This window comes from Rhodococcus sp. OAS809 (assembly GCF_040546695.1).
GTDB classification, from domain to species: domain Bacteria; phylum Actinomycetota; class Actinomycetes; order Mycobacteriales; family Mycobacteriaceae; genus Rhodococcus_F; species Rhodococcus_F qingshengii.
Genome location: NZ_JBEPOI010000002.1, coordinates 2,004,814 through 2,026,140, shown reverse-complemented (window position 1 = coordinate 2,026,140; position 21,327 = coordinate 2,004,814). Strand labels below are relative to the sequence as shown.

At 62.1% G+C, this 21,327-nt stretch carries 28 protein-coding genes; 24 read left to right on the top strand and 4 right to left on the bottom strand.

The genetic code is table 11. The features are described from left to right. Positions 1–83: 83 nt before the first annotated feature. The 21 genes from rplN to truA all read left to right on the top strand — a co-directional run bounded on the left by rplN (position 84) and on the right by truA (position 12,649). Positions 84–452 carry a 50S ribosomal protein L14 gene (gene rplN, locus ABIE52_RS12405; RefSeq protein ID WP_003940951.1) on the top strand — a complete coding sequence of 123 codons (369 nt, stop codon included), beginning with the start codon at positions 84–86 and terminating at the stop codon, positions 450–452. Further along, the gene (rplX, locus tag ABIE52_RS12400) at positions 452–769 is read left to right on the top strand and encodes a 50S ribosomal protein L24 (RefSeq protein WP_003941019.1); all 318 of its coding nucleotides are present in this window, start codon (positions 452–454) and stop codon (positions 767–769) included. The genes rplN and rplX overlap by 1 nt, the downstream gene beginning before the upstream one ends. Before the next feature lies 1 nt (position 770). Next, positions 771–1,337 (top strand): 50S ribosomal protein L5, encoded by a 567-nt coding sequence (rplE, locus tag ABIE52_RS12395; protein WP_003940924.1) that lies wholly within the window; start codon positions 771–773, stop codon positions 1,335–1,337. 4 nt (positions 1,338–1,341) lie between these two features. Further along, complete coding sequence (locus ABIE52_RS12390; protein ID WP_003940698.1) at positions 1,342–1,527, top strand: type Z 30S ribosomal protein S14; 186 nt, start codon at positions 1,342–1,344, stop codon at positions 1,525–1,527. Positions 1,528–1,978: 451 nt separating this feature from the next. Further along, entirely contained in the window at positions 1,979–2,377 is a 399-nt protein-coding gene (gene rpsH / locus ABIE52_RS12385) for a 30S ribosomal protein S8 (RefSeq protein ID WP_003940873.1), read from the top strand. A 14-nt stretch (positions 2,378–2,391) separates the two neighbouring features. Then, entirely contained in the window at positions 2,392–2,931 is a 540-nt protein-coding gene (gene rplF / locus ABIE52_RS12380) for a 50S ribosomal protein L6 (RefSeq protein ID WP_003940970.1), read from the top strand. A gap of 1 nt (position 2,932) precedes the next feature. Continuing rightward, positions 2,933–3,340, top strand: a complete 408-nt coding sequence (gene rplR, locus ABIE52_RS12375) for a 50S ribosomal protein L18 (protein ID WP_003940996.1) — start codon at positions 2,933–2,935, stop codon at positions 3,338–3,340. Positions 3,341–3,371: 31 nt separating this feature from the next. Beyond that, entirely contained in the window at positions 3,372–4,043 is a 672-nt protein-coding gene (gene rpsE / locus ABIE52_RS12370) for a 30S ribosomal protein S5 (protein ID WP_003940718.1), read from the top strand. Beyond that, a complete protein-coding gene (gene rpmD, locus ABIE52_RS12365) occupies positions 4,043–4,222 on the top strand; it encodes a 50S ribosomal protein L30 (RefSeq protein WP_003940751.1) in 180 nt (59 codons plus the stop codon). The genes rpsE and rpmD overlap by 1 nt, the downstream gene beginning before the upstream one ends. A 2-nt stretch (positions 4,223–4,224) precedes the next feature. Then, the gene (rplO, locus tag ABIE52_RS12360; protein ID WP_003940829.1) at positions 4,225–4,668 is read left to right on the top strand and encodes a 50S ribosomal protein L15; all 444 of its coding nucleotides are present in this window, start codon (positions 4,225–4,227) and stop codon (positions 4,666–4,668) included. A 257-nt stretch (positions 4,669–4,925) separates the two neighbouring features. Next, positions 4,926–6,245, top strand: coding sequence for a preprotein translocase subunit SecY (gene secY, locus ABIE52_RS12355; protein ID WP_003940773.1), 1,320 nt, complete (start codon positions 4,926–4,928; stop codon positions 6,243–6,245). Beyond that, positions 6,242–6,787, top strand: coding sequence for an adenylate kinase (locus ABIE52_RS12350; RefSeq protein ID WP_003940868.1), 546 nt, complete (start codon positions 6,242–6,244; stop codon positions 6,785–6,787). Before secY ends, ABIE52_RS12350 begins: the two co-directional genes overlap by 4 nt. After that, entirely contained in the window at positions 6,787–7,584 is a 798-nt protein-coding gene (map, locus tag ABIE52_RS12345) for a type I methionyl aminopeptidase (protein WP_003940806.1), read from the top strand. The genes ABIE52_RS12350 and map overlap by 1 nt, the downstream gene beginning before the upstream one ends. 313 nt (positions 7,585–7,897) lie before the next feature. Then, positions 7,898–8,119: a translation initiation factor IF-1 gene (gene infA, locus ABIE52_RS12340; RefSeq protein ID WP_003418601.1), complete on the top strand. Its 222-nt coding sequence runs from the start codon at positions 7,898–7,900 to the stop codon at positions 8,117–8,119. Positions 8,120–8,209: 90 nt separating this feature from the next. Then, a complete protein-coding gene (rpmJ, locus tag ABIE52_RS12335; protein ID WP_003938068.1) occupies positions 8,210–8,323 on the top strand; it encodes a 50S ribosomal protein L36 in 114 nt (37 codons plus the stop codon). A 250-nt stretch (positions 8,324–8,573) separates the two neighbouring features. Beyond that, the gene (gene rpsM, locus ABIE52_RS12330; RefSeq protein ID WP_003940834.1) at positions 8,574–8,948 is read left to right on the top strand and encodes a 30S ribosomal protein S13; all 375 of its coding nucleotides are present in this window, start codon (positions 8,574–8,576) and stop codon (positions 8,946–8,948) included. Beyond that, positions 8,948–9,361: a 30S ribosomal protein S11 gene (rpsK, locus tag ABIE52_RS12325; protein WP_003940683.1), complete on the top strand. Its 414-nt coding sequence runs from the start codon at positions 8,948–8,950 to the stop codon at positions 9,359–9,361. The genes rpsM and rpsK overlap by 1 nt, the downstream gene beginning before the upstream one ends. A gap of 22 nt (positions 9,362–9,383) precedes the next feature. After that, on the top strand, positions 9,384–9,989 hold the full coding sequence (rpsD, locus tag ABIE52_RS12320) for a 30S ribosomal protein S4 (protein ID WP_003940769.1): 606 nt from the start codon (positions 9,384–9,386) through the stop codon (positions 9,987–9,989). A 120-nt stretch (positions 9,990–10,109) separates the two neighbouring features. Next, positions 10,110–11,171, top strand: coding sequence for a DNA-directed RNA polymerase subunit alpha (locus tag ABIE52_RS12315; RefSeq protein WP_003941016.1), 1,062 nt, complete (start codon positions 10,110–10,112; stop codon positions 11,169–11,171). Positions 11,172–11,200: 29 nt separating this feature from the next. Next, positions 11,201–11,758: a 50S ribosomal protein L17 gene (gene rplQ, locus ABIE52_RS12310; RefSeq protein ID WP_054188117.1), complete on the top strand. Its 558-nt coding sequence runs from the start codon at positions 11,201–11,203 to the stop codon at positions 11,756–11,758. 6 nt (positions 11,759–11,764) lie between these two features. After that, the gene (gene truA / locus ABIE52_RS12305) at positions 11,765–12,649 is read left to right on the top strand and encodes a tRNA pseudouridine(38-40) synthase TruA (RefSeq protein ID WP_192712587.1); all 885 of its coding nucleotides are present in this window, start codon (positions 11,765–11,767) and stop codon (positions 12,647–12,649) included. A gap of 57 nt (positions 12,650–12,706) precedes the next feature. Here truA and ABIE52_RS12300 read toward each other — a convergent pair whose 3' ends face one another. Beyond that, complete coding sequence (locus ABIE52_RS12300; protein WP_007728582.1) at positions 12,707–13,849, bottom strand: acyl-CoA dehydrogenase family protein; 1,143 nt, start codon at positions 13,847–13,849, stop codon at positions 12,707–12,709. Between the two features lie 57 nt (positions 13,850–13,906). On the opposite strand from ABIE52_RS12300, the gene ABIE52_RS12295 reads away from it, so the two are divergent. Together ABIE52_RS12295 and ABIE52_RS12290 are read left to right on the top strand one after the other, a co-directional pair. Beyond that, on the top strand, positions 13,907–14,485 hold the full coding sequence (locus ABIE52_RS12295) for a TetR/AcrR family transcriptional regulator (protein WP_192712586.1): 579 nt from the start codon (positions 13,907–13,909) through the stop codon (positions 14,483–14,485). Between the two features lie 22 nt (positions 14,486–14,507). Continuing rightward, positions 14,508–15,065, top strand: a complete 558-nt coding sequence (locus tag ABIE52_RS12290; RefSeq protein ID WP_003940967.1) for an NADPH-dependent FMN reductase — start codon at positions 14,508–14,510, stop codon at positions 15,063–15,065. A 16-nt stretch (positions 15,066–15,081) separates the two neighbouring features. Here ABIE52_RS12290 and eccE read toward each other — a convergent pair whose 3' ends face one another. Next, positions 15,082–16,722 carry a type VII secretion protein EccE gene (gene eccE, locus ABIE52_RS12285; protein ID WP_192712585.1) on the bottom strand — a complete coding sequence of 547 codons (1,641 nt, stop codon included), beginning with the start codon at positions 16,720–16,722 and terminating at the stop codon, positions 15,082–15,084. A gap of 97 nt (positions 16,723–16,819) precedes the next feature. Here eccE and eccB point away from each other — a divergent pair, with 97 nt between their 5' ends. Continuing rightward, positions 16,820–18,286, top strand: a complete 1,467-nt coding sequence (eccB, locus tag ABIE52_RS12280) for a type VII secretion protein EccB (RefSeq protein WP_083291751.1) — start codon at positions 16,820–16,822, stop codon at positions 18,284–18,286. A gap of 14 nt (positions 18,287–18,300) precedes the next feature. On the opposite strand, the gene mycP is transcribed toward eccB, so the two are convergent. Both mycP and eccD read right to left on the bottom strand, forming a co-directional pair. Next, the gene (gene mycP, locus ABIE52_RS12275; RefSeq protein ID WP_058226397.1) at positions 18,301–19,713 is read right to left on the bottom strand and encodes a type VII secretion-associated serine protease mycosin; all 1,413 of its coding nucleotides are present in this window, start codon (positions 19,711–19,713) and stop codon (positions 18,301–18,303) included. 14 nt (positions 19,714–19,727) lie between these two features. Further along, the gene (gene eccD, locus ABIE52_RS12270) at positions 19,728–21,194 is read right to left on the bottom strand and encodes a type VII secretion integral membrane protein EccD (protein ID WP_007728587.1); all 1,467 of its coding nucleotides are present in this window, start codon (positions 21,192–21,194) and stop codon (positions 19,728–19,730) included. Positions 21,195–21,327: the final 133 nt, after the last annotated feature.

Below are 21,327 nucleotides of genomic sequence, written 5' to 3'. Positions count from 1 at the left end.
GACACGACGCAGGTGGCAACAATGACCGCGCGCACCGGGTCGGTAATCCGTTGCGCACGAAATTCCAGGTCTAGGGAGATCAAGTGATTCAGCAGGAGTCGCGAGTTCGCGTCGCTGATAACACGGGTGCCAAGGAAATCCTTTGCATCCGCGTTCTCGGCGGTTCGTCACGTCGCTACGCCGGGATCGGTGACGTCATCGTCGCCACCGTCAAGGACGCAATCCCCGGTGGAAACATCAAGAAGGGTGAGGTCGTCAAGGCCGTCATCGTTCGCACGACCAAGGAGCGCCGTCGTCCGGACGGTTCCTACATCAAGTTCGACGAGAACGCTGCAGTGCTCATCAAGGCTGACAGTGATCCCCGTGGAACCCGCATCTTCGGACCCGTCGGCCGTGAGCTGCGCGAGAAGAAGTTCATGAAGATCGTTTCGCTGGCCCCGGAGGTGCTGTGATGAAGGTGCACAAGGGTGACACCGTTCTGGTCATCGCCGGCAAGGACAAGGGCGCGAAGGGCAAGGTCATTCAGGCCTACCCCGCGACCGACAAGGTCCTCGTCGAAGGCGTGAACCGAATCAAGAAGCACACCGCGGTTTCCGCGAACGAGCGCGGAGCATCCTCCGGCGGCATCGTCACGCAGGAAGCCCCGATCCACGTTTCCAACGTTGCAGTCGTCGACTCGGACGGAAACCCCACCCGCGTGGGCTACCGCACCGACGAAGAGTCCGGCAAGCGCGTTCGGATTTCCCGGAAGAACGGGAAGGACATCTGACATGACCTCCACCGAAAACAAGGTCCAGCCGCGCCTCAAGGCACGCTACCGCGCTGAGATCAAGGACGCGCTCAACAGCGAGTTCGACTACTCGAACGTCATGCAGATCCCCGGCGTCGTCAAGGTTGTCGTCAACATGGGCGTCGGCGACGCTGCCCGTGACGCCAAGCTGATCAACGGCGCTGTCCATGACCTGTCGCTGATCACGGGCCAGAAGCCCGAGATCCGCAAGGCACGTAAGTCCATCGCGCAGTTCAAGCTCCGCGAAGGTATGCCCATCGGTGCACGCGTCACCCTCCGTGGTGACCGCATGTGGGAGTTCCTGGACCGCCTCGTGTCTGTCGCTCTGCCCCGTATCCGCGACTTCCGCGGTCTCTCGGGCAACCAGTTCGACGGCAACGGCAACTACACGTTCGGCCTCAACGAGCAGTCGATGTTCCACGAGATCGACGTGGACAAGATCGATCGCCCCCGCGGCATGGACATCACCGTCGTGACCACCGCAACCAACAACGAAGAAGGCCGTGCACTGCTCAAGCACCTCGGCTTCCCGTTCAAGGAGAACTGAGCGCATGGCTAAGAAGGCATTGGTCAACAAGGCCAACAAGAAGCCCAAGTTCGCGGTTCGCGCCTACACCCGCTGCCAGCGGTGCGGTCGCCCGCACTCGGTGTTCCGCAAGTTCGGCTTGTGCCGTATCTGCGTTCGCGAGATGGCTCACGCCGGCGAGCTTCCCGGAGTTCGCAAGAGCTCTTGGTGATCTGAGGCCCTCGGGCTTCGTCACACCACGCATGTGAATGGGCGTGGGTTCCTTTGGAACCCACGCCCATTCGTGGTTTTCATCGAGATGTGAATCGTGCCGATCCTGAAAAGAACTGCCCCGCTGCGACTCTGGTTGAAAGCGATCATCGTTCGTCGGTGTCGTTCTTCGGTGCCGAACGAGCAGTTCAGATTTCGGGGTGCGTCGATAGCTTCCCGATCGCATCCTTCGGGCGGCAGTGGGGGAGGCGACATGGGATCCCGGTGGACACCTGCGCCAAAGTTCCCTACACTAGAGCGGTTGCCGTGGCTGACGCATGCGTTCAGCTCGGTGCGGTAACTTACGCCGTCTGACACAAGTCGGACGGCCCAGCCGAATTGCTGGAGGCCCACGATCGGATTCGTCCGGTGTTGCATGGGAACCACAGCGAGAAAGGTGTCGAGGTCGACCTATGACCATGACTGACCCCATCGCAGACTTCTTGACGCGTCTGCGCAACGCCAACACGGCGTACCACGATGAGGTGAAGCTTCCCCACTCGAAGATCAAGGCGAACATCGCCGAGATCCTCAAGCGCGAGGGCTACATCTCCGATTTCCGTACCGAAGACGCAGAGGTCGGCAAGACCCTCATCGTCGATCTGAAGTACGGTCCCAGCCGCGAGCGTAGCCTCGCCGGCGTGCGTCGCGTTTCCAAGCCCGGTCTCCGGGTTTACGCGAAGTCCACCAACCTGCCCAAGGTCCTCGGAGGCCTCGGCGTGGCCATCATCTCCACGTCGTCCGGTCTGCTCACCGATCGCCAGGCGGCCAATCAAGGAGTAGGCGGGGAAGTCCTCGCCTACGTCTGGTAAGGGAGGCCACCACAATGTCGCGTATTGGAAAGATTCCGGTCACCGTCCCCGCGGGCGTTGACGTCACGATCAGCGGCCAGGATGTCACCGTCAAGGGTCCCAAGGGCACCCTCGCGCTGACCATCTCCGAGCCCATCGCAATCGAAAAGGCAGAGGACGGCTCGCTGAGCGTCACGCGCCCCGACGACGAGCGTCGTAGCCGCGCGCTGCACGGTCTGTCGCGGACCCTGGTTGCGAACATCATCACCGGTGTCACCGAGGGTTACACGAAGAAGATGGAGATCCACGGTGTTGGTTACCGTGTGGCACTGAAGGGCAAGGACCTCGAGTTCGCGCTCGGCTTCAGCCACCCGGTGCCGATCGAGGCTCCTGAAGGCATCACCTTCGTCGTCGAGTCGCCCACCCGGTTCTCGGTGTCCGGCATCGACAAGCAGAAGGTCGGGCAGATCTCGGCCAACATCCGTCGTCTCCGTCGTCCGGACCCGTACAAGGGTAAGGGCGTGCGTTACGAGGGTGAGCAGATCCGCCGCAAGGTCGGAAAGACGGGTAAGTGATATGAGCCAGACTGCAAACCAGAAAGCCAAGCGGATTCCGCTGGGCAAGGATGCGTCCACCAAGCGTCGTCTCTCGAAGACGCGTCGTCACTTCCGTCTCCGCAAGAAGGTCTCCGGCACGCCCGAGCGTCCCCGCTTGGTCGTCAACCGGTCCTCGCGCCACATTCACGTCCAGCTCGTGGACGACCTGGCCGGCCACACCCTGGCCTCCGCGTCGACCATCGAAGCAGACGTGCGCGTGGCAGAAGGCGACAAGAAGGCTGCGAGCGCGAAGGTCGGTCAGCTGATCGCCGAGCGCGCCAAGGCTGCCGGCGTGGAAGCAGTTGTCTTCGACCACGGCGGACACGGCTACCACGGTCGCATCGCGGCCCTGGCAGACGCGGCTCGCGAAGGCGGGTTGAAGTTCTGATGACCAACATTTTCAACGGAAGGACAGCCTGATGCCGGGACGTCAAAGGCGTGACGGCGGAAGCGGACCCGCCGGACAGAATGGCCCCAACAGCGGTGACAACAGCAACGCTCGTGGGGACAACCGTGGTGGCGGCCGTGACCGTCGCGACGGTGGCCGTGGCGGAAACGCTGCGGAGAAGTCACAGTTCATCGAGCGCGTTGTCACGATCAACCGCGTTTCCAAGGTCGTCAAGGGTGGTCGTCGCTTCAGCTTCACCGCTCTGGTGATCGTCGGAGACGGCAACGGACTGGTCGGCGTCGGCTACGGAAAGGCCAAGGAAGTTCCCGCGGCCATCCAGAAGGGTGTCGAGGAGGCTCGCAAGAGCTTCTTCCGCGTCCCGATGATCGCCAACACCATCACTCACCCCGTTCAGGGTGAGGCTGCTGCCGGCATCGTCATGCTTCGCCCGGCAAGCCCCGGTACCGGTGTTATCGCCGGTGGCGCTGTGCGCGCCGTGCTGGAGTGCGCTGGTATCGCGGACATCCTGTCGAAGTCGCTCGGTAGCGACAACGCCATCAACGTCGTGCATGCGACCGTTGCTGCGCTCAAGGGTCTGCAGCGTCCCGAGGAAGTTGCGGCTCGCCGCGGCCTCACCCTCGAAGAGGTTGCACCCGCCGGCATGCTTCGCGCTCGCGCACAGGCTGCTGGGAGTGTGAAGTAATGGCAGATCTCAAGGTCACTCAGATCAAGAGCATCATCGGGACCAAGCAGAACCAGAAGGATTCTCTGCGCACGCTGGGTCTCAAGGGCATCCGTCAGACCGTTGTTCGTGAGGACAACGCACAGAACCGCGGTCTGATCAACGTGGTGCGCCACCTCGTAACAGTTGAGGAGGTCTAACCATGACCATCAAACTGCACCACCTGCGCCCCGCTCCGGGATCCAAGTCCAACAAGATTCGTGTTGGACGCGGTGAGGGCGGCAAGCGTGGTAAGACCGCAGGTCGCGGTACCAAGGGCACCAAGGCACGTAACACCGTGCGCGTGGGCTTCGAGGGTGGACAGATGCCGCTTCACATGCGTCTGCCCAAGCTCAAGGGCTTCACGAACCCGTTCCGCGTCGAGTACCAGGTCGTCAATGTCGGCGACATCGCCCGTCTGTTCCCCGAAGGTGGAGCAATCACGGTCGAGGATCTCGTCGCCAAGGGCGCAGTCCGCAAGAACCAGCTCGTCAAGGTTCTGGGCGACGGCGAACTGACAGTTGCCGTTCAGGTGACCGTCGACAAGTTCACCGGTTCCGCCAAGGAAAAGATTGCTGCTGCCGGTGGTTCCGCCACCGAGCTGTGAGTGATCACGCGTAGCTAGTCCGATGGCCGCAGCGCAGCGTTTGCTGCGGTGCGGCCATCGGCGTCTACGAGGTCGTGTCACAGATTGGTCGTGCGTGCTCGGACGGGCCAGTATTCTGGTCACCGAGTGGCAAATGTATCTTCGGCTTACCCGGTTTTCGTGGTCTGCCCGCCTAGTTCCCAAATGCTCACTGTTAGAGTTCAAAAGTTCGACAGGTCAAAACGATCTGTCTCCCTACCGTCGTGCCAGGAGGATCTTTGCTTTCCGCCTTCGTCTCGGCCCTCAGGACCCCAGACCTGAGGCGGAAGATCCTCTTCACCCTCGGCTTGGTGGCTCTGTATCGGGTCGGCGCTCTCATCCCGTCCCCAGGTGTCGACTACGGCCGTGTGCGTCAGTGCATCGATATCGCCAACTCCGGTGACTCAGCAGGTATCTACTCGCTGATCAACCTGTTCTCCGGCGGCGCTCTGCTGCAGATGTCGATCTTTGCGATCGGCATCATGCCGTACATCACGGCGAGCATCATCGTGCAGCTCCTGACCGTGGTGATTCCGAAGTTCGAGGAACTTCGGAAAGAAGGCCAGTCCGGCCAGGCCAAGATGACGCAGTACACGCGTTACCTGTCCATTGCTCTGGCAATCCTGCAGTCGACCGGCATCGTCGCTCTTGCGGCACGCGGACAGTTGCTCCAGGGCTGTGACGACATCATCGCCGACAAGTCGATCTTCGGACTTGTCATCATCGTGCTGGTCATGACTGCCGGTGCTGCCATGGTCATGTGGTTCGGCGAGGTCATCACCGAACGTGGCGTCGGCAACGGTATGTCCCTCCTCATCTTCGCCGGTATCGCATCGCGTATCCCGAGCGAGGGCAAGGCAATCCTCGACAGCCGTGGTCCGCTGGTCTTCGCCTTCGTCTGCCTCGCAGCGCTGCTGATCATCGCCGGTGTCGTCTTCGTCGAGCAGGGTCAGCGTCGTATCCCGGTGCAGTACGCGAAGCGGATGGTCGGACGCAAGATGTACGGCGGATCCTCGACGTACCTGCCTCTGAAGGTGAACCAGGCCGGCGTCATCCCGGTGATCTTCGCGTCTTCACTGCTGTACCTCCCGAACTTGATTGCACAGCTGACTTCGGCCAGTACAGCGGTCGACCCCAGTTGGTGGCAGCGCCTCATCAACACCTACCTGGTGAATCCGGCCAACCCGGTGTACATCGCGATCTACTTCGGCCTGATCGTCTTCTTCACGTACTTCTACGTCGCCATCACCTTCAATCCCGAAGAGCGCGCCGACGAGATGAAGAAGTTCGGCGGCTTCATCCCCGGTATCCGACCCGGTCAGCCGACCGCGGACTACCTCAACTACGTGCTGAGTCGCATCACCCTTCCGGGTGCGATTTACCTCGGCACCATTGCTGTTCTGCCCAACCTGTTCCTCGACATCGGGAACGGCGGCGGCGCGCAGAACCTGCCGTTCGGTGGCACCGCGGTGCTGATCATGGTCAGCGTCGGCCTGGACACCGTGAAGCAGATCGAGAGTCAGCTAATGCAGCGTAACTATGAAGGGTTCCTCAAGTGAGACTTGTCCTCCTTGGTCCTCCCGGTGCCGGCAAGGGCACCCAGGCCGCTATCTTGTCCGAGAAGTTCGGCGTTCCCCATATCTCCACGGGTGATCTCTTCCGCGCGAACATCGGTCAGGCCACCGCTCTCGGTGTGGAAGCAAAGAAGTACATCGACGCCGGCGAACTCGTACCGAGCTCGATCACCAACGACATGGTGAAGGCTCGCGTCGCAGAACCGGACGCAGCAAACGGTTTCCTTCTCGACGGATTTCCGCGCTCGGTCGAACAGGCTCAGGCACTCGAGGGAATCTTGAAGGATCTCGACACCAAGCTCGACGGTGTCCTCTCCTTCGTCGTCGACGAGGACATCGTGGTCGAGCGTATGCTCGCCCGTGGTCGTGCAGACGACACCGAGGACGTCATTCGCAACCGACTCCGGGTCTACCGCGACGAGACGTCACCGCTGTTCGATTACTACAAGGACAGCATCGTCTCCGTCGACGCGATCGGCGAGGTCGAAGAGGTCAACGCTCGCGCACTGGCAGCGTTGGGTAAGTAATGGTCTTCGGGCGCAAACGCAAGGTTGTTCCGTTCCGCTCCGCGGGCGAACTCGACGCGATGGCTGCTGCCGGCGCGATCGTGGGTTCGGCTCTGGTGGCGGTTCGCGCTGCGGCGAAGCCCGGTGTCAGCACTTTGGAATTGAACGCGGTCGCTGAATCCGTCATTCGTGACGCCGGCGCCGTGCCCTCGTTCCTCGGGTACCACGGCTTCACCGGCTCGATCTGCTCTTCGGTCAACGATCGCGTCGTTCACGGAATCCCTTCAGCTCAGGACATCCTGGCTGAAGGCGACCTGGTTTCCATCGACTGTGGCGCGATCCTCGACGGATGGCACGGTGACTCCGCTTGGACGTTCGGTGTCGGTGAGATCAGCGTCGCCGATCAGGAGCTCAGCGAAGCCACTCGGCTTTCTATGGAAGCCGGGATCGCGGCAATGATCGCCGGCAACCGTCTGACGGATGTTTCGCACGCGATCGAGGTCGGTACTCATGCCGCCGAGAAGTTGCACGGTCGTTCCTACGGCATCGTCGACGGATACGGCGGACACGGAATCGGCCGGGAAATGCACATGGATCCGTTCCTCGCCAATGAAGGTGCCCCGGGTAAGGGTCCTGAACTGGTTGTCGGATCGTGCCTGGCGATTGAGCCGATGCTCACGCTCGGCACCACCGACACGGTGATTCTCGACGACGACTGGACCGTTGTGACGACCGACGGGTCCCGTGCGGCGCACTGGGAACACACTGTCGCAGTGACCGAAGACGGTCCGCGGATTCTGACACTCCGGCCGGAGTAGTCGACACAGTCGCTGACAAGTGTTGGCAGCGAGCATGTTTCATGTTCGAGAAGTCCCAGCCTCATTTCGAGGCTGGGACTTTTTCGATGGGGGAGCGGTGTGCGTCGTCACCCTGACCGGAGGCGCATTTGGCCTGGTCGTTTACATCGCGTAACATGGCTAGGCGGTGCGCTATGCGCGTCGATAGTTCGTGTGCCTACGCTCGGATCACTCCGGGATCGGGCTTTCGAACTGCCGACGATCTTTCCATTGCGTGCCAATGTAACGGAAGCCGATGCACGAAGCATGCCAAACCAAACGGATCGCGGAGGATATGGCTAAGAAAGACGGGGCCATCGAGGTCGAAGGACGAGTAGTCGAGCCGCTGCCCAATGCGATGTTCCGCATTGAGCTCGAGAATGGCCACAAGGTCCTCGCCCACATCAGCGGAAAGATGCGTCAGCACTACATTCGCATCCTCCCGGAAGATCGCGTTGTCGTAGAGCTCTCGCCCTACGATTTGTCGCGCGGACGCATCGTTTACCGCTACAAGTAACGAACTTCCCGGACCTGACCTGGGTCAGGGAGAAGTATGTCTGCTGCGGTTCATCGCGGCAGGCTGCGACAAAACAGGAGATCAGAAGACGTGAAGGTTCAGCCGAGCGTCAAGAAGATCTGCGAGAAGTGCAAAGTGATTCGCCGTAACGGTCGAGTCATGGTGATCTGCGAGAACCTGCGTCACAAGCAGCGTCAGGGCTAGATCTAGCTTTTCGAAGATCTGCTTGGCAACAAGCAAAGAAGACCTCCCAGTACCAGCCATTGTTGACGAGACCCCACGCGATCGTTCACCGATCGCCAAGGTCGGACAATGGTTCACCCCCGGCACGGAGGCCGGGGCCCCACTGAGTTAGTTGATGAGATCATCTGCGCCTTCGGGCGTCGGTACTCGGCAAGAGGCACAGGGGAAGGGCTGGGAGCAGACCTCCGCACACCGATAAGGAAATGCCACCATGGCACGTCTCTCTGGTGTTGATCTTCCTCGCGAAAAGCGCATGGAGATCGCACTGACATACATCTACGGCATCGGCCGTACCCGCTCCAAGGAAATCCTTGACGCCACCGGCGTCAGCCCGGATCTCCGGAGCAAGGACCTCTCGGACGAGGACCTGGCAAAGCTCCGCGAGTACATCGAGGAGTCGCTCAAGGTCGAGGGTGACCTTCGCCGCGAGGTTCAGGCCGACATCCGTCGCAAGATCGAGATCGGCTGCTACCAGGGCCTGCGCCACCGTCGTGGTCTGCCCGTGCGTGGTCAGCGCACCAAGACCAACGCCCGTACCCGTAAGGGTCCGAAGCGCACCATTGCCGGCAAGAAGAAGGCGAAGTAATGCCCCCGAAGTCACGTAGCACCGGTCCGAAGAAGACCCAGAAGACGCGTCGCAGGGATAAGAAGAACATCCCGCACGGCGCCGCTCATATCAAGAGCACCTTCAACAACACCATCGTGTCCATCACGGACCCCGCTGGAAATGTCATTTCCTGGGCGTCTTCGGGACACGTCGGCTTCAAGGGTTCGCGTAAGTCGACTCCCTTCGCCGCTCAGCTTGCTGCTGAGAGCGCTGCCCGTAAGGCGCAGGAGCACGGTGTCAAGAAGGTTGACGTCTTCGTCAAGGGACCGGGATCCGGTCGCGAGACCGCAATCCGTTCCCTCCAGGCCGCTGGCCTCGAGGTCGGCACCATTTCCGATGTAACCCCCCAGCCGCACAACGGCTGCCGTCCGCCCAAGCGGCGTCGGGTATAGCGGGAAGGATAGGTAGAAGAAAATGGCACGTTATACCGGACCCATCACCCGCAAGTCGCGTCGTCTGCGCGTCGACCTCGTTGGAGGCGACCAGGCATTCGAGCGTCGCCCGTACCCGCCCGGACAGCACGGCCGCGCGCGTATCAAGGAGAGCGAGTACCTGCTCCAGCTGCAGGAGAAGCAGAAGGCTCGCTTCACCTACGGCGTCATGGAGAAGCAGTTCCGCCTGTACTACAAGGAGGCGAACAACCGCCCCGGCAAGACCGGCGAGAACCTGCTTCGCATCCTCGAGTCGCGTCTCGACAACGTCGTGTACCGCGCAGGCCTCGCTCGCACGCGCCGTCAGGCACGTCAGCTGGTCACGCACGGTCACCTTCTCGTGAACAACAAGAAGGTCGACATCCCGAGCTACCGCGTCTCGCAGTACGACATCATCGATGTCAAGGAGAAGTCGCTCTCCACGCTTCCGTTCCAGGTTGCGCGTGAGACCGTCGGCGATCGCCCGGTTCCCGGGTGGCTGCAGGTTGTCGGCTCGCGTCTGCGGATCCTGGTTCACCAGCTTCCCGAGCGCGCGCAGATCGACATCGCTCTGCAGGAACAGCTCATCGTCGAGTACTACTCGAAGTAAGGCGCTTCGCACCCCGTGAGTGGTTGAGGAGTCTCCGGACTCCTCAACCACTCACAGGGCCGCAGGCCCTTTCCCATCGTGGGCGTCAAATAGTGGACGTCCGTACAGGAGGAAATACCAATGCTCATTTCTCAGCGACCCACGCTGACCGAAGAGGTCATCGCTGATAACCGCTCGAAGTTCGTCATCGAGCCCCTGGAGCCAGGTTTCGGGTACACGCTCGGCAATTCGCTGCGCCGCACGCTGCTCTCGTCGATCCCCGGCGCTGCTGTTACCAGCATCCGTATCGACGGCGTTCTCCACGAGTTCACCACCGTCCCGGGCGTGAAGGAAGATGTCACCGACATCATCCTGAACCTCAAGGGCCTCGTCGTGAACTCCGAAGAGGACGAGCCGGTCACCATGTACGTCCGCAAGCAGGGCCCCGGCGCTGTTACTGCGGGCGACATCGTGCCCCCGGCAGGCGTCACCGTGAACAACCCTGATCTGCACATCGCCACCCTGAACGACAAGGGAAAGCTGGAGATCGAGCTCGTAGTCGAGCGCGGTCGTGGCTATGTCCCCGCCGTTCAGAACAAGGCGTCCGGCGCAGAGATCGGCCGTATCCCGGTCGACTCGATCTACTCGCCGGTGCTCAAGGTCACCTACAAGGTGGAGGCCACTCGCGTCGAACAGCGCACCGACTTCGATCGGCTCGTTCTCGACGTGGAAACGAAGAACTCCATCACCGCACGGGACGCGCTCGCTTCGGCGGGCAAGACCCTGGTTGAGCTCTTCGGCCTGGCCCGTGAGCTGAACGTCGAAGCAGAAGGAATCGAGATCGGACCCTCGCCTGCCGAGGCCGATCACATCGCTTCCTTCGGACTCCCCATCGAGGATCTGGACCTCACGGTCCGCTCCTACAACTGCCTCAAGCGCGAAGGTGTTCACACCGTCGGTGAGCTTGTCGGCCGTACCGAGTCCGATCTGCTCGACATCCGCAACTTCGGACAGAAGTCCATCGACGAGGTCAAGGTCAAGCTGCATTCGCTCGGCCTGTCCCTCAAGGACAGCCCCGCATCCTTCGATCCCACCACCGTTGCCGGCTACGACGCCGCCACCGGAACGTGGAGTGACACTGATGCCGGTTCCTTCGGCGATGCCGAAGGTACCGAGGACTACGCCGAGACCGAACAGCTGTAGCAGCTCAGGTCCTTTACTAGGAGATCATCATGCCCAAGCCCAAGAAGGGTGCCCGCTTCGGCGGGTCGGCTTCCCACCAGAAGGCGATTTTCGCCAATCTGGCTACCGCGCTCTTCGAGCACGGTCGCATCACCACCACCGAGTCCAAGGCCAAGGCACTGCGCCCCTACGCCGAGAAGCTCGTCACGCACGCGAAGGCCGGCACGCTGGCTCACCGTCGTGAGGTGCTGAAGGTCATCCGCAACAAGGATGTCGTTCACACCCTGTTCGCCGAGATCGGCCCGTTCTACGCGGACCGTAACGGTGGATACACCCGCATCATCAAGACGATCCCCCGCAAGGGTGATAACGCTCCGATGGCAATCATCGAGCTCGTCAAGGAAAAGACCGTCACCTCCGAGGCTGACCGCGCTCGTCGCGTCAAGTCCTCGCAGGAAGCTCCCGCCGCAGAGAACGTCGTCGAGGCCGTAGAGGCCGACGCGACCGACGCTGAGGTCGAGAACGCTGACGCAGTCGTCGAGGCCATCGAGAACGAGACCGCAACTGCGGCCGACGCTCCCGAGGCCGAAGAGGCCAAGAAGGACTAGTCTCCCTTGGTTTCGGCACACGCTGAATCGAACGAGCCCGCCGCCCCCATCGGGGACGGCGGGCTCGTTCGATTGCGGCTCGACATCTCCTACGACGGCACCGACTTCTCGGGTTGGGCTCGCCAGACCGATCTGCGCACCGTGTGCGGTGAGATCGAAGACAAGTTGGGAACGGTGCTTCGACGCCCGGTTCAGTTGACCGTTGCCGGTCGAACCGACGCCGGTGTCCACGCCACCGGTCAGGTAGCGCACGTCGACGTTCCGGGAGAGTTGCTCCCGGACGATCCGTCGCGACTCGTGCGCAGACTTGCACGATTTCTGCCCAAGGACGTTCGGGTCAAACAGATATCGGTGGTTCCGGGTGACTTCGATGCGCGCTTCTCCGCGATGCGACGCTATTACGAGTACCGGGTGACCAACGCGGCGTTCGGAGTGGAACCACTACGCGCACGCGACACCGTCTCGTATCCCAAACCACTCGATCTCGGAGCGATGCAGGGTGCGTCGAATCGGCTGCTGGGTCTGCACAACTTCGCGGCATTCTGCAAGCGTCGAGAAGGCGCTACGACGGTGCGGGAGCTGCAGCGTTTCGACTGGACCCAAGAGGGCACGGTGTTCACGGCGTACGTGAATGCCGATGCGTTCTGCTGGTCGATGGTTCGCAGTCTTGTCGGCGCAGTCCTCTCCGTCGGTGAGGGACGGCGCACCGCCGACTGGGTGGCAGGTTTGCTCGACGAAACGTCGCGATCCAGTTCCATCCTCGTTGCGCCGGCGCACGGACTTTCGTTGGTCCGCGTGGACTACCCCGACTACTCGGAACTGGCTGCCCGCAACGCGATTACCCGTGAGACCCGCGAGATTCCGTCTTCGGGTGGATGCTGCGGCGACTGAACTTCACCATGCCGAATGCCCTCCCACTCTGTGTGGGAGGGCATTCGTATCGGGGGGCTATCCCGCCAGTTGGCGCGCGATGACCAATCGCTGAATCTGGTTGGTGCCCTCGAAGATCTGCGTGATCTTGGCCTCGCGCATGTAGCGCTCGACGGGGAAGTCCTGGGTGTATCCGTACCCGCCGAATACCTGAACGGCGTCGGTGGTGACCTTCATTGCCGCGTCGGTGGCCACGAGCTTGGCGACGCTCGCGTTGCGTGAATACGGAACTCCGGCGTCGCGGCGGCGGGCTGCATCGAGGTAGGTGGCTCGCGCGGAGTCGACTGCGGCAGCCATGTCCGCGAGCACGAAACCGAGTCCCTGGTGATCGATGATCCGCTTGCCGAATGCCTTGCGTTCCTTCGCGTAAGCGACCGCGTCGTCGAGCGCGCCTTGAGCGATTCCGACGGCAACGGCAGCGATTCCGAGTCGGCCGGAGTCGAGTGCGCTGAAGGCGATCGGCAGCCCCTGGCCGCGCTGACCGATCAATCGCTCCTCAGGAATGAAGGCGTCGTCGTAGTTCGCGGAGGCAGTGGGGACCGCGCGTAGCCCCATCTTCTCTTCGGGTTTTCCGAAGCTGAGGCCTTCGGTGTCCTTGTCCACCAGGAGGCAGGAGACGCCGCGTGAACCGTCGTCACTGGTGCGTGCGAAGAGGTTGTAGAAGTCCGCTTTGCCGCCGTTGGTGATCCAGGCTTTCGAGCCGTTGACGCGGTAGCCACCGTCGGTGGGCGTCGCCTTGCACGACAACGCGGCGGCGTCGGATCCGGCCTGCGCTTCGGAAAGGCTGTACGCGCCGATGGTGTTGCCGCCCAGCATGTCCGGTAGCCAGCGGTTCTTCTGTTCGTCGGTGCCGAAGGTGAACAGCGGGAAGCACGACAGGCTGTGCACGCTCACCGCCACTGCAACCGCTGCCCAGCGTGAGGCGATCTCTTCGAGCACTTGGAGGTACACCTCGTACGGCTGATCGCCGCCGCCGAACTCCTCGGGATACGGAAGGCTCAGCAGGCCCGCCTGTCCGAGTGCGGGGAACACTCCGTCTGGATACTTCTCGGCCTTCTCGTATTCGTTGACCTTGGGCGCGAGTACCTTGTCCGCGACATCACGCGTCAGTTCGATGAGATCGCGAGCTTCTTGGCTGGGCATCAGGCGTTCGACGGGCACGGTCGGCTCCTAGCTAGGTAGTAGTACTGAGAACGATACTGCAGTACTGTCGTGGGTATGGCAAGGCTGGTTCACAAGACGACTGCGCGCAGGGCAGAGTTGTTCGATCAACTGGTCGAACTGTTCTTGAGCGAGGGTTTCGCCCACCTCACGCTCGACGAGATCTCAGCTCGTCTGCACTGCTCCAAGAGCACCTTGTACACCGTGGCGGCCGGCAAAGAGGATCTGGTGCGGGCTGTGACAGTGAACTTCTTCCGGGCGGCGACCGATGCAGTGGAGAGTGCAGTCGCCGCCGAAACGGCCCCGCCTCGTCGAGTCGCGGTGTATCTCGAAGCAGTGGGTGATCGGCTGTCCGCGGCGTCCAGTCAGTTCATGGAAGACCTGGCCGAATCGGTGTCGGCGAGCCAGGTCTACGAGAAGAACACGTCGATCGCTGCTGATCGTGTGCGATCGCTCATCGTCGAGGGAGTCGATTCGGGCGCATTCCGGCAGGTACACGCATCATTTGTCGCCGATGCCGCTGCGGCGACGATGGTTCGGATCCAGCAACGCGCGGTCTACCGGGCAACTGGTCTGGACGATGCCAGCGCTTATCGGGAACTGGCAGCACTCATCACGGACGGGATCACTGCGTGATCAGTCGCTAGCATCGACGTTCATGGCACCTTTGAACGTCGAAGTCATCGTAGGTTCGGTCCGCGAGGGGCGAATGGGACGAGCAGTGGCGGACTGGTTTGTCGAGCGCGCAACCGCGAACCCGTCGTGGAACGTATCGGTGATCGACCTCAGAGAGCTGTCGTTGCCCCAGGATTTCTCGGATTCACCTGCCACGGAGGTTTTCCGCCGGCGAATCGGGCGCGCCGACGCTGTTGTCGCCGTGACCTCCGAATACAACCACGGGTATCCGGCTGCCCTCAAGACCGCATTCGATTCGGTGAAACACGAGTGGCGTGCCAAGCCGATCGGATTCGTGTCCTACGGCGGGATTTCAGGTGGTGTTCGGGCCGTCGAGCAACTGAGGCAAGTGGTGGCGGAGTTGCACATGGTCTCGGTGCGTCAAAGCGTGACCATTCACCGGGTGCGTAAGCAATTCGGACACGAGCCGTACGGCGTCGATTCGATTGCGATCGATGCAAGCGAGAAGATGATTCGTGAATTGGATTGGTGGGGAAGCGGATTGCGGATGCAACGTGCGAGTGACCCCTATCCCGGCTGATCTTGGACAAATGCGATCACGCCAGCTGGTGAGCGTCGCCGGCTCGTGGACGGCCGATGAACGATGTCTCGGAAGCGATGGTCACCAAAGTCAGGTCGACGCGCGTACGGCCGGTTTCGACCGTGATCTTGTCACCGAGTGCGAATGGCTGGACTATCGAGATTTCAGGGTCGATCCGAGGCCATTGGCGTGGATGTCCGTACACATAGATTGCGGTCACGCCGGCACGCGGAGATAACCCCTCGACGCCGTCGAACACGACAGTGTTGAAGGCGCCCTCAGGCCCACCGCCCTGCCCGGACACGCGGAGTCGGTCAGGCACTCCCATCGAGTCGGTGAGCGCGGTCCACGCTTGCGGTCGATCGGTGTGGACGAGTACCAGTGCGCCGGTCGCGATGGCTCGAAAGATCAACTGCTGAGCCAGATAGAGTTCGCCGGCGACAAGAACGGTGTTGACGCCCGGCCCCGAAATTCTGGCCGCGACACCGTGCCCGTTTCGGTCCGAGCCGATGAGTTGGCCGCACCCGGCAAGGGGTAGAGCGAGTGAGTCGAGTGTGCCCCCGTCCATGCGAACGCCCGGCGTGATGCCGTCCAGCGCGGCCAATGCGGTTGGCAAATTGGTCAGCAATCCGTCGCGCTGGCGCCCACGTAGCGAGACCAAACCGGCCAGCGGTGCGTTCTCAGGTGGATTGCGCGTGGTGAAGCGACATGTCGCACTGACCTTCGCCTCTCCGCGTTGTCCGGTGGGTCGTAACCGAATTGTCACGGACGTCCCGACCGTTGCCACTGCCCACACTCGGGTCAGGGTCGCAGTGGTGATGAAACGGGGTTCGATCCCAAATCCGACGTTGGACACGCCAGGCAAGGGGGTACTTCGCCACGTTTCGGTGACCTCGTGGCCGGCCACTCCTCTTGTCACCTGGGCAGTGGACGACGCGATCTCCGGTGCGGTCAGGATCCGCGCCTTGCACCCCGCTGAATCGAGCACCCGGATGACACGATTGGCGGCAACAGCTATCGCGCGGCCGGCGCCCTGTTCGCCCCCGCCCCGGCGTTCGACTGCTGCACCACCCTCCAGCGCGTCGAAACGTAGTGCAAGCCAAACACTTCTGGTGGCGGTGGCTGGTAGTGGTCCGATGAGACGTTCGTAGACTTCGGTGGCAGGCGTTCCCGACGCGGCGCGGTATCCGTGACTGACGATGTCGATGCCGGTGAGTGAGATGTCGTGCTGATAGAGACAATTGGCGAGGGCTGCCGTGGGCAGAAGGTGGGAAGCGTCGAACGAATGACGGCCGATCCTGGTCAGGTAGTCGCGTGGGGGAGCGATCTCGACCACAGCGACGAGCGAAGATCCGTCCACTCGGAGCCCGATGGACTGCTCGGAGGGAGTGTGAAAACTGACGATCGTGCTGCGGTCGACGTCCTTGCGGTGCAGATAGCGAAAGTACCTGACAATCCAGGACATTACCGACCAACCGCCCACATGAAGCAGCATTGATCCGGCAACCACACAACCGATTGCCAGCCCCCAGAACCAATCGAGCCCACTGGCCATCGCGATTCCGCCCGCACCGATTCCGAAAATCTGTGCCGGCACGAACTCGCGCGTCGAAATCCTGTGTGACGACGGCCAATGCTTCAACCGCGATCGGTCCACGGTTCCTCCCCGATACCTGACCTGCGAACTACCCGAAAATTTCCGCCCCAGCGGAACTGTACTGTGTCTTCGCAAGGGGATGTAAGGCACGGGGGGAATGATGGCTGCGACACCTACCACGCGCTGGCAGGTCAACGGGTACCGATTCTTGGTCAGGCGGATGGAACATGCGCTGGTCAGACGAGACGTGCGGATGCTTCACGATCCGATGCGATCACAGTCGCGCGCGTTCACCGTCGGAATAGTCCTCGCTGCACTGGGATTGGCGGGTTGCGCTGTACTCGCTCTGTTTCGGCCACAGGACAGAATCGGCGATGCAGAGATCGTCGTTGCAAAGGAATCGGGCGCGATGTTCGTCGCCATGGAGGGTACGTTTCGCCCTGTGCTGAACTTGGCCTCCGCACGACTGATTCTGGGTTCGCCAGGAAAACCGGCAGTAGTCAAGGCATCCGAGGTCGAGGCGAAACCCCGGGGCGCGCTCGTCGGCATTCCCGGCGCACCGTCCGCGCTGCCGGAATCGGCCGACCCTACCAACGCCGCGTGGACGGTGTGCGATTCCGTCGGATCGGACGGGAGAAAATCGTTGACGACTTCGGTCCTGGTCGGCTCGTCCAATGTCGGCGAAAACACGACATATCTGACGAATGACCGTGCATTCCTGGTGAAGTCGGGTTCCGATCACTTTCTCGTGTACGACGGGAAGCGAGCGGAAATCGATGTGGACGATCCGGCGATCATGCGGGCTTTAGGCCTGGAAGGAGCACAGGCGCGACCGATCAGTATCGGATTCCTCAATTCGATTCCCGAAGTTCCGCGCATCGAGGCTCCGCGAATCCGCCAACTGGGATCGGCGCCCCGGTTTCCTCTGCAGAACAAGACTGTCGGCTCCGTCGTCCAGGTTTCGGTGGGTGCGGACCCGCAGTACTACGTGGTACTCGAGAACGGGATCCAGAAGATCGGTGCGGCGCTCGCCCAACTGATCTACTTCTCGGATTCGCAGGGCGCCACCGGGATCGCGAGCGTCACCCCTGATGCCATCAGTCGTATTCCCTCGGTGAGTGAGCTGGCCGTCGACTTGTTGCCGCGGGTGGTTCCGGAGATCGTCGATGATCACGGCGCACCTGTCGGCTGTCTGGAATGGGCTCCCCCACCTGCAGTCGAGGGCGGCGAAAGTAGTTCTGCAACGCTGAAACTTGTCGCTGGATTGCAGGTTCCGATCCCGGAGGGTGGCAAGTTGGTGTCCTTGGCGCAGGCGGACGGATCGGGTGACAATCTCGACAACGTCCATGTCGAACAGGGATTCGGCGGATTTGTTCAAGCGACCGGAATCGAGACGAACAGCACCAGGCACGACGGAGTGTTCTACGTAGCCGACACCGGTGTGAAGTACGGCGTACCGGACGAAACCTCCGCTCGCGCGCTCGGATTGACGCGAACGCCTGATCGCGCGCCTTGGCAGATGCTCGACCTACTTGCATCAGGTCCCGCGCTCGAGAAGAGCAATGCACTGATAGCTCACGACGGAATCGCCCCCGATACTGCGCCGGCCGCTCCGGTGAACTGAACACTGCTGACGGTTCAGGGATCGATGTTCTGGCGTTCGGGAAGATGCCGACGAATTACTCGACGAAGAGGCATCGATGCCAACAGCGTCAGTAGGGCGAGGGTGCCGACCGTTCCGGCTCCGACGAGTGCCGTGTCGCGAGATCGGTTGTCGGGGGTCGGCGGCGTGGGTAGGGGATCGATCGACACCGACTGATGGTTGACCTTGACGCGTTCTCCTGGGGCCAATTCGCCCGTCACTGCCGCAAGTGGATCGATGACGCCGTGACCGACGTAGGGATTCCAACCCTGCGCCGGAGCGTGGGCGGTGGCTTCGATACGTTGCATGACCTGAAGCGCCGTCAGTTCCGGGTGAACCGACCGGACCAGTGCGGCGGTCGCCGCGACAAAGGGCGCAGCGAAACTGGTCCCGTTGAACGACTGTACGGCGCCGTCGGAGCCGTACACCCCGTTGGTCAGACCGGGCGACGTCGGGTGAAGTGAGGTGATTCCGATGCCGGGCGCCGCCACGTCGACCCACGGACCGCCGAGGCTGAAGGAACTGGCGGCGCCATTGGGGTCTACCGACCCGACCGTGAGGACATAGTCGTCGTACCAAGCCGGACTGGCAATCGTCGCAACCGAGTTCCATGGATCGGCTAGGGGATCGACGGGATCCGGCGGCGGATTCTGGTTCTTGCAACCTCCGGATCCGACGTTACCTGCAGCTGCGACGACTACGACGTTCTTCGCGATCGTGGCGTATTCGATTGCAGCGCCGAGTCGTTGGTCGTTGATCCCGTCCCCGGCAGGCTTGCAGGCGACTTCGGAGATGTTGATGACGCTTGCACCCATGTCCGCAGCGTGACGGACGGCCGATGCCATGGTGTCGACGTTTCCGTACCCGGATGAGTTCTCGGCTACAGCAGGGTCTTCGCGTTGGCCGGCCACCGAGAAGGCGGCACTGGACTGCCTGATCGAAATTATCTGTGCGTCAGGCGCAGCTCCGGAGAATCCGGAACCCTCGACTTGCTGGGCGGCGATGAGACCGGCCACGACAGTTCCGTGTGCGTCACAATCGTCGGTGCCGTCGGAGGTACCGACGTAATCACCGCCGCCGTCGAGCGATGGCAGCCGGGGATGTCTGCTGACACCGGTGTCGATGACAGCAATTCGCTGTCCTGCCCCTCTGGTGATCGGCCACACAGAATCGAATCCCAGATCTCGTTGAGAACGTGGAATGTCCGCACCGTCACCACCTGCCACGGCTGGGACGCACAGGGTTCGTTGTTCGGTGGGTTGTGGAGGTGCAGGCGGACCGTCCTCGGGCAGCATTGCAGGATCGATGGGGGAGGGAACCGCGCTCGATGCGCCACCTGCCCCGGCGAGAATGCTGAAGGCAACGATCACGAGACTGGCGCAGATGTTTGTTGCACGTCGAATCACCATCGATCACCGATCGCTCAGAGGCCACGCATGAGCGCGAAGAGGCCACTGACCCAGCAGATCAGCGGGACGATTGCTGCAATCGCAGCGAGGTCCAACAGCTCGGCAGCGCGTCGCATCACGGGGCTGAATGTGTTCTGGGGGGCGAGGATTCCCAGAACCAGTGCCAGGAGGAGAACGGTCATCGTGATGGCGAAGACGACCAATGCATGGTCGCGATGGGTCCATGCCATGTCGCCCAGGAGAACGAGAATCACCGAGATGCCTGCCGCGATGAGTGGCACAGCCTGCTGTGCGCCCGCGTAGGTGCGCCCGCGAAACATCAGCACGACGGCCGTCGCGAATGCGAGAGCAAGATTCGGCCAGACGATCCCCTGACCAGGCCAGGACCACGCGAGTGCGACGGCAGCGACGAGCGCGACCACTGACGTGGCCACGATCAGCCCGGTCAGATAGCTACGCGCCCGCCCTGCCCTTTCCGCCAACTCGGTCAGCCCGGGTAGTTCGGGTTCGGGCAGTCCGTCGCGGTCGTCGTCGAGGGGATTACTCGGCGTCGGAACAGGAGGAAGCGGTAGTCGCGCGAACAACATCGACAGTCGAGCGGTGAACGTGAGAACGATCAATGCGGCGGCAATCACCGCGCCGCTGACGGTCGCGGTGCGCGCCTCGGGAAGCGTGGTAGTGACGGCAAAGGTGCCCACCGCCGCGAGAAGGACGACGAGAAGTGCTGTGAAGACAGCTAATCCGGCGCCGCACAAGCGGAAGCAGATCAGAGTTACCGCAGCGGCAGATGCCGAACCGAGAAGCAGATGAGCCGAAAGAACAGTGCCGGGCACGCAGAGTGCGCCGGAGACGAACGCCAGTGGCACCGAAGCGCATCCGAGCGTGACGGAACTTCCAGAGTCTCCGTACACCCGCGCTGCCACGACGGCGGCGACGGTGAGCACCAAAGACGTCACTCCGCCGCAGACGGCGCCGATCAGTCCCGTGTCGCCGAGGACCAGGGCGAGGGCCGCGACGAGCGCAGCGACGAGGGCGGCGGTCGAGCCGACAATGCGCGCGGTGACCGGAGTCCAGCGTCGGTAGACGTCCGCATCCGTGGCCGCGACGGTGTACATGATGTCGTCGAAGAGTGGGGGCGGGGCAGCGGTGTCCGAGGCCTCGAGTACGAGCAATTCTCCATCGCGGATTCCGTGCTCGTGCAGCGACAGCGTCGGTGCCAGCGGTGCCCTGCCGACTTTCGACAGAGTCCAGTCGACGGGCTCGAATTGTTCAGTGGTGTGGTCGAACTCGTTGAAATTGCTGTGGTTGACAATTGTGTCCACAATGCCCGGAATGACCACGGTGAGTGGAACACGAAGCGGCACCGCAAGATCCACCTGCGAATGGGCTGAAAGTACCGTCAACCTGCACAGTTCGGCAGAATGACTCGCGCCTCGTCCGTTTCCGGTGTTCGCAGCGCTGGTTGTAGTGGTGCTGGTCAAGATCTGTCCCCTCCCATGACGCGATTCCCCCTTCGCGTCACCCCAGTTCACCCGAACAATACGACATGAACTGCGTGCCCGTATCGGAGACAGCGCCGACAACAGGTGGCACCGACCCGAGTGTCGGTGTTGT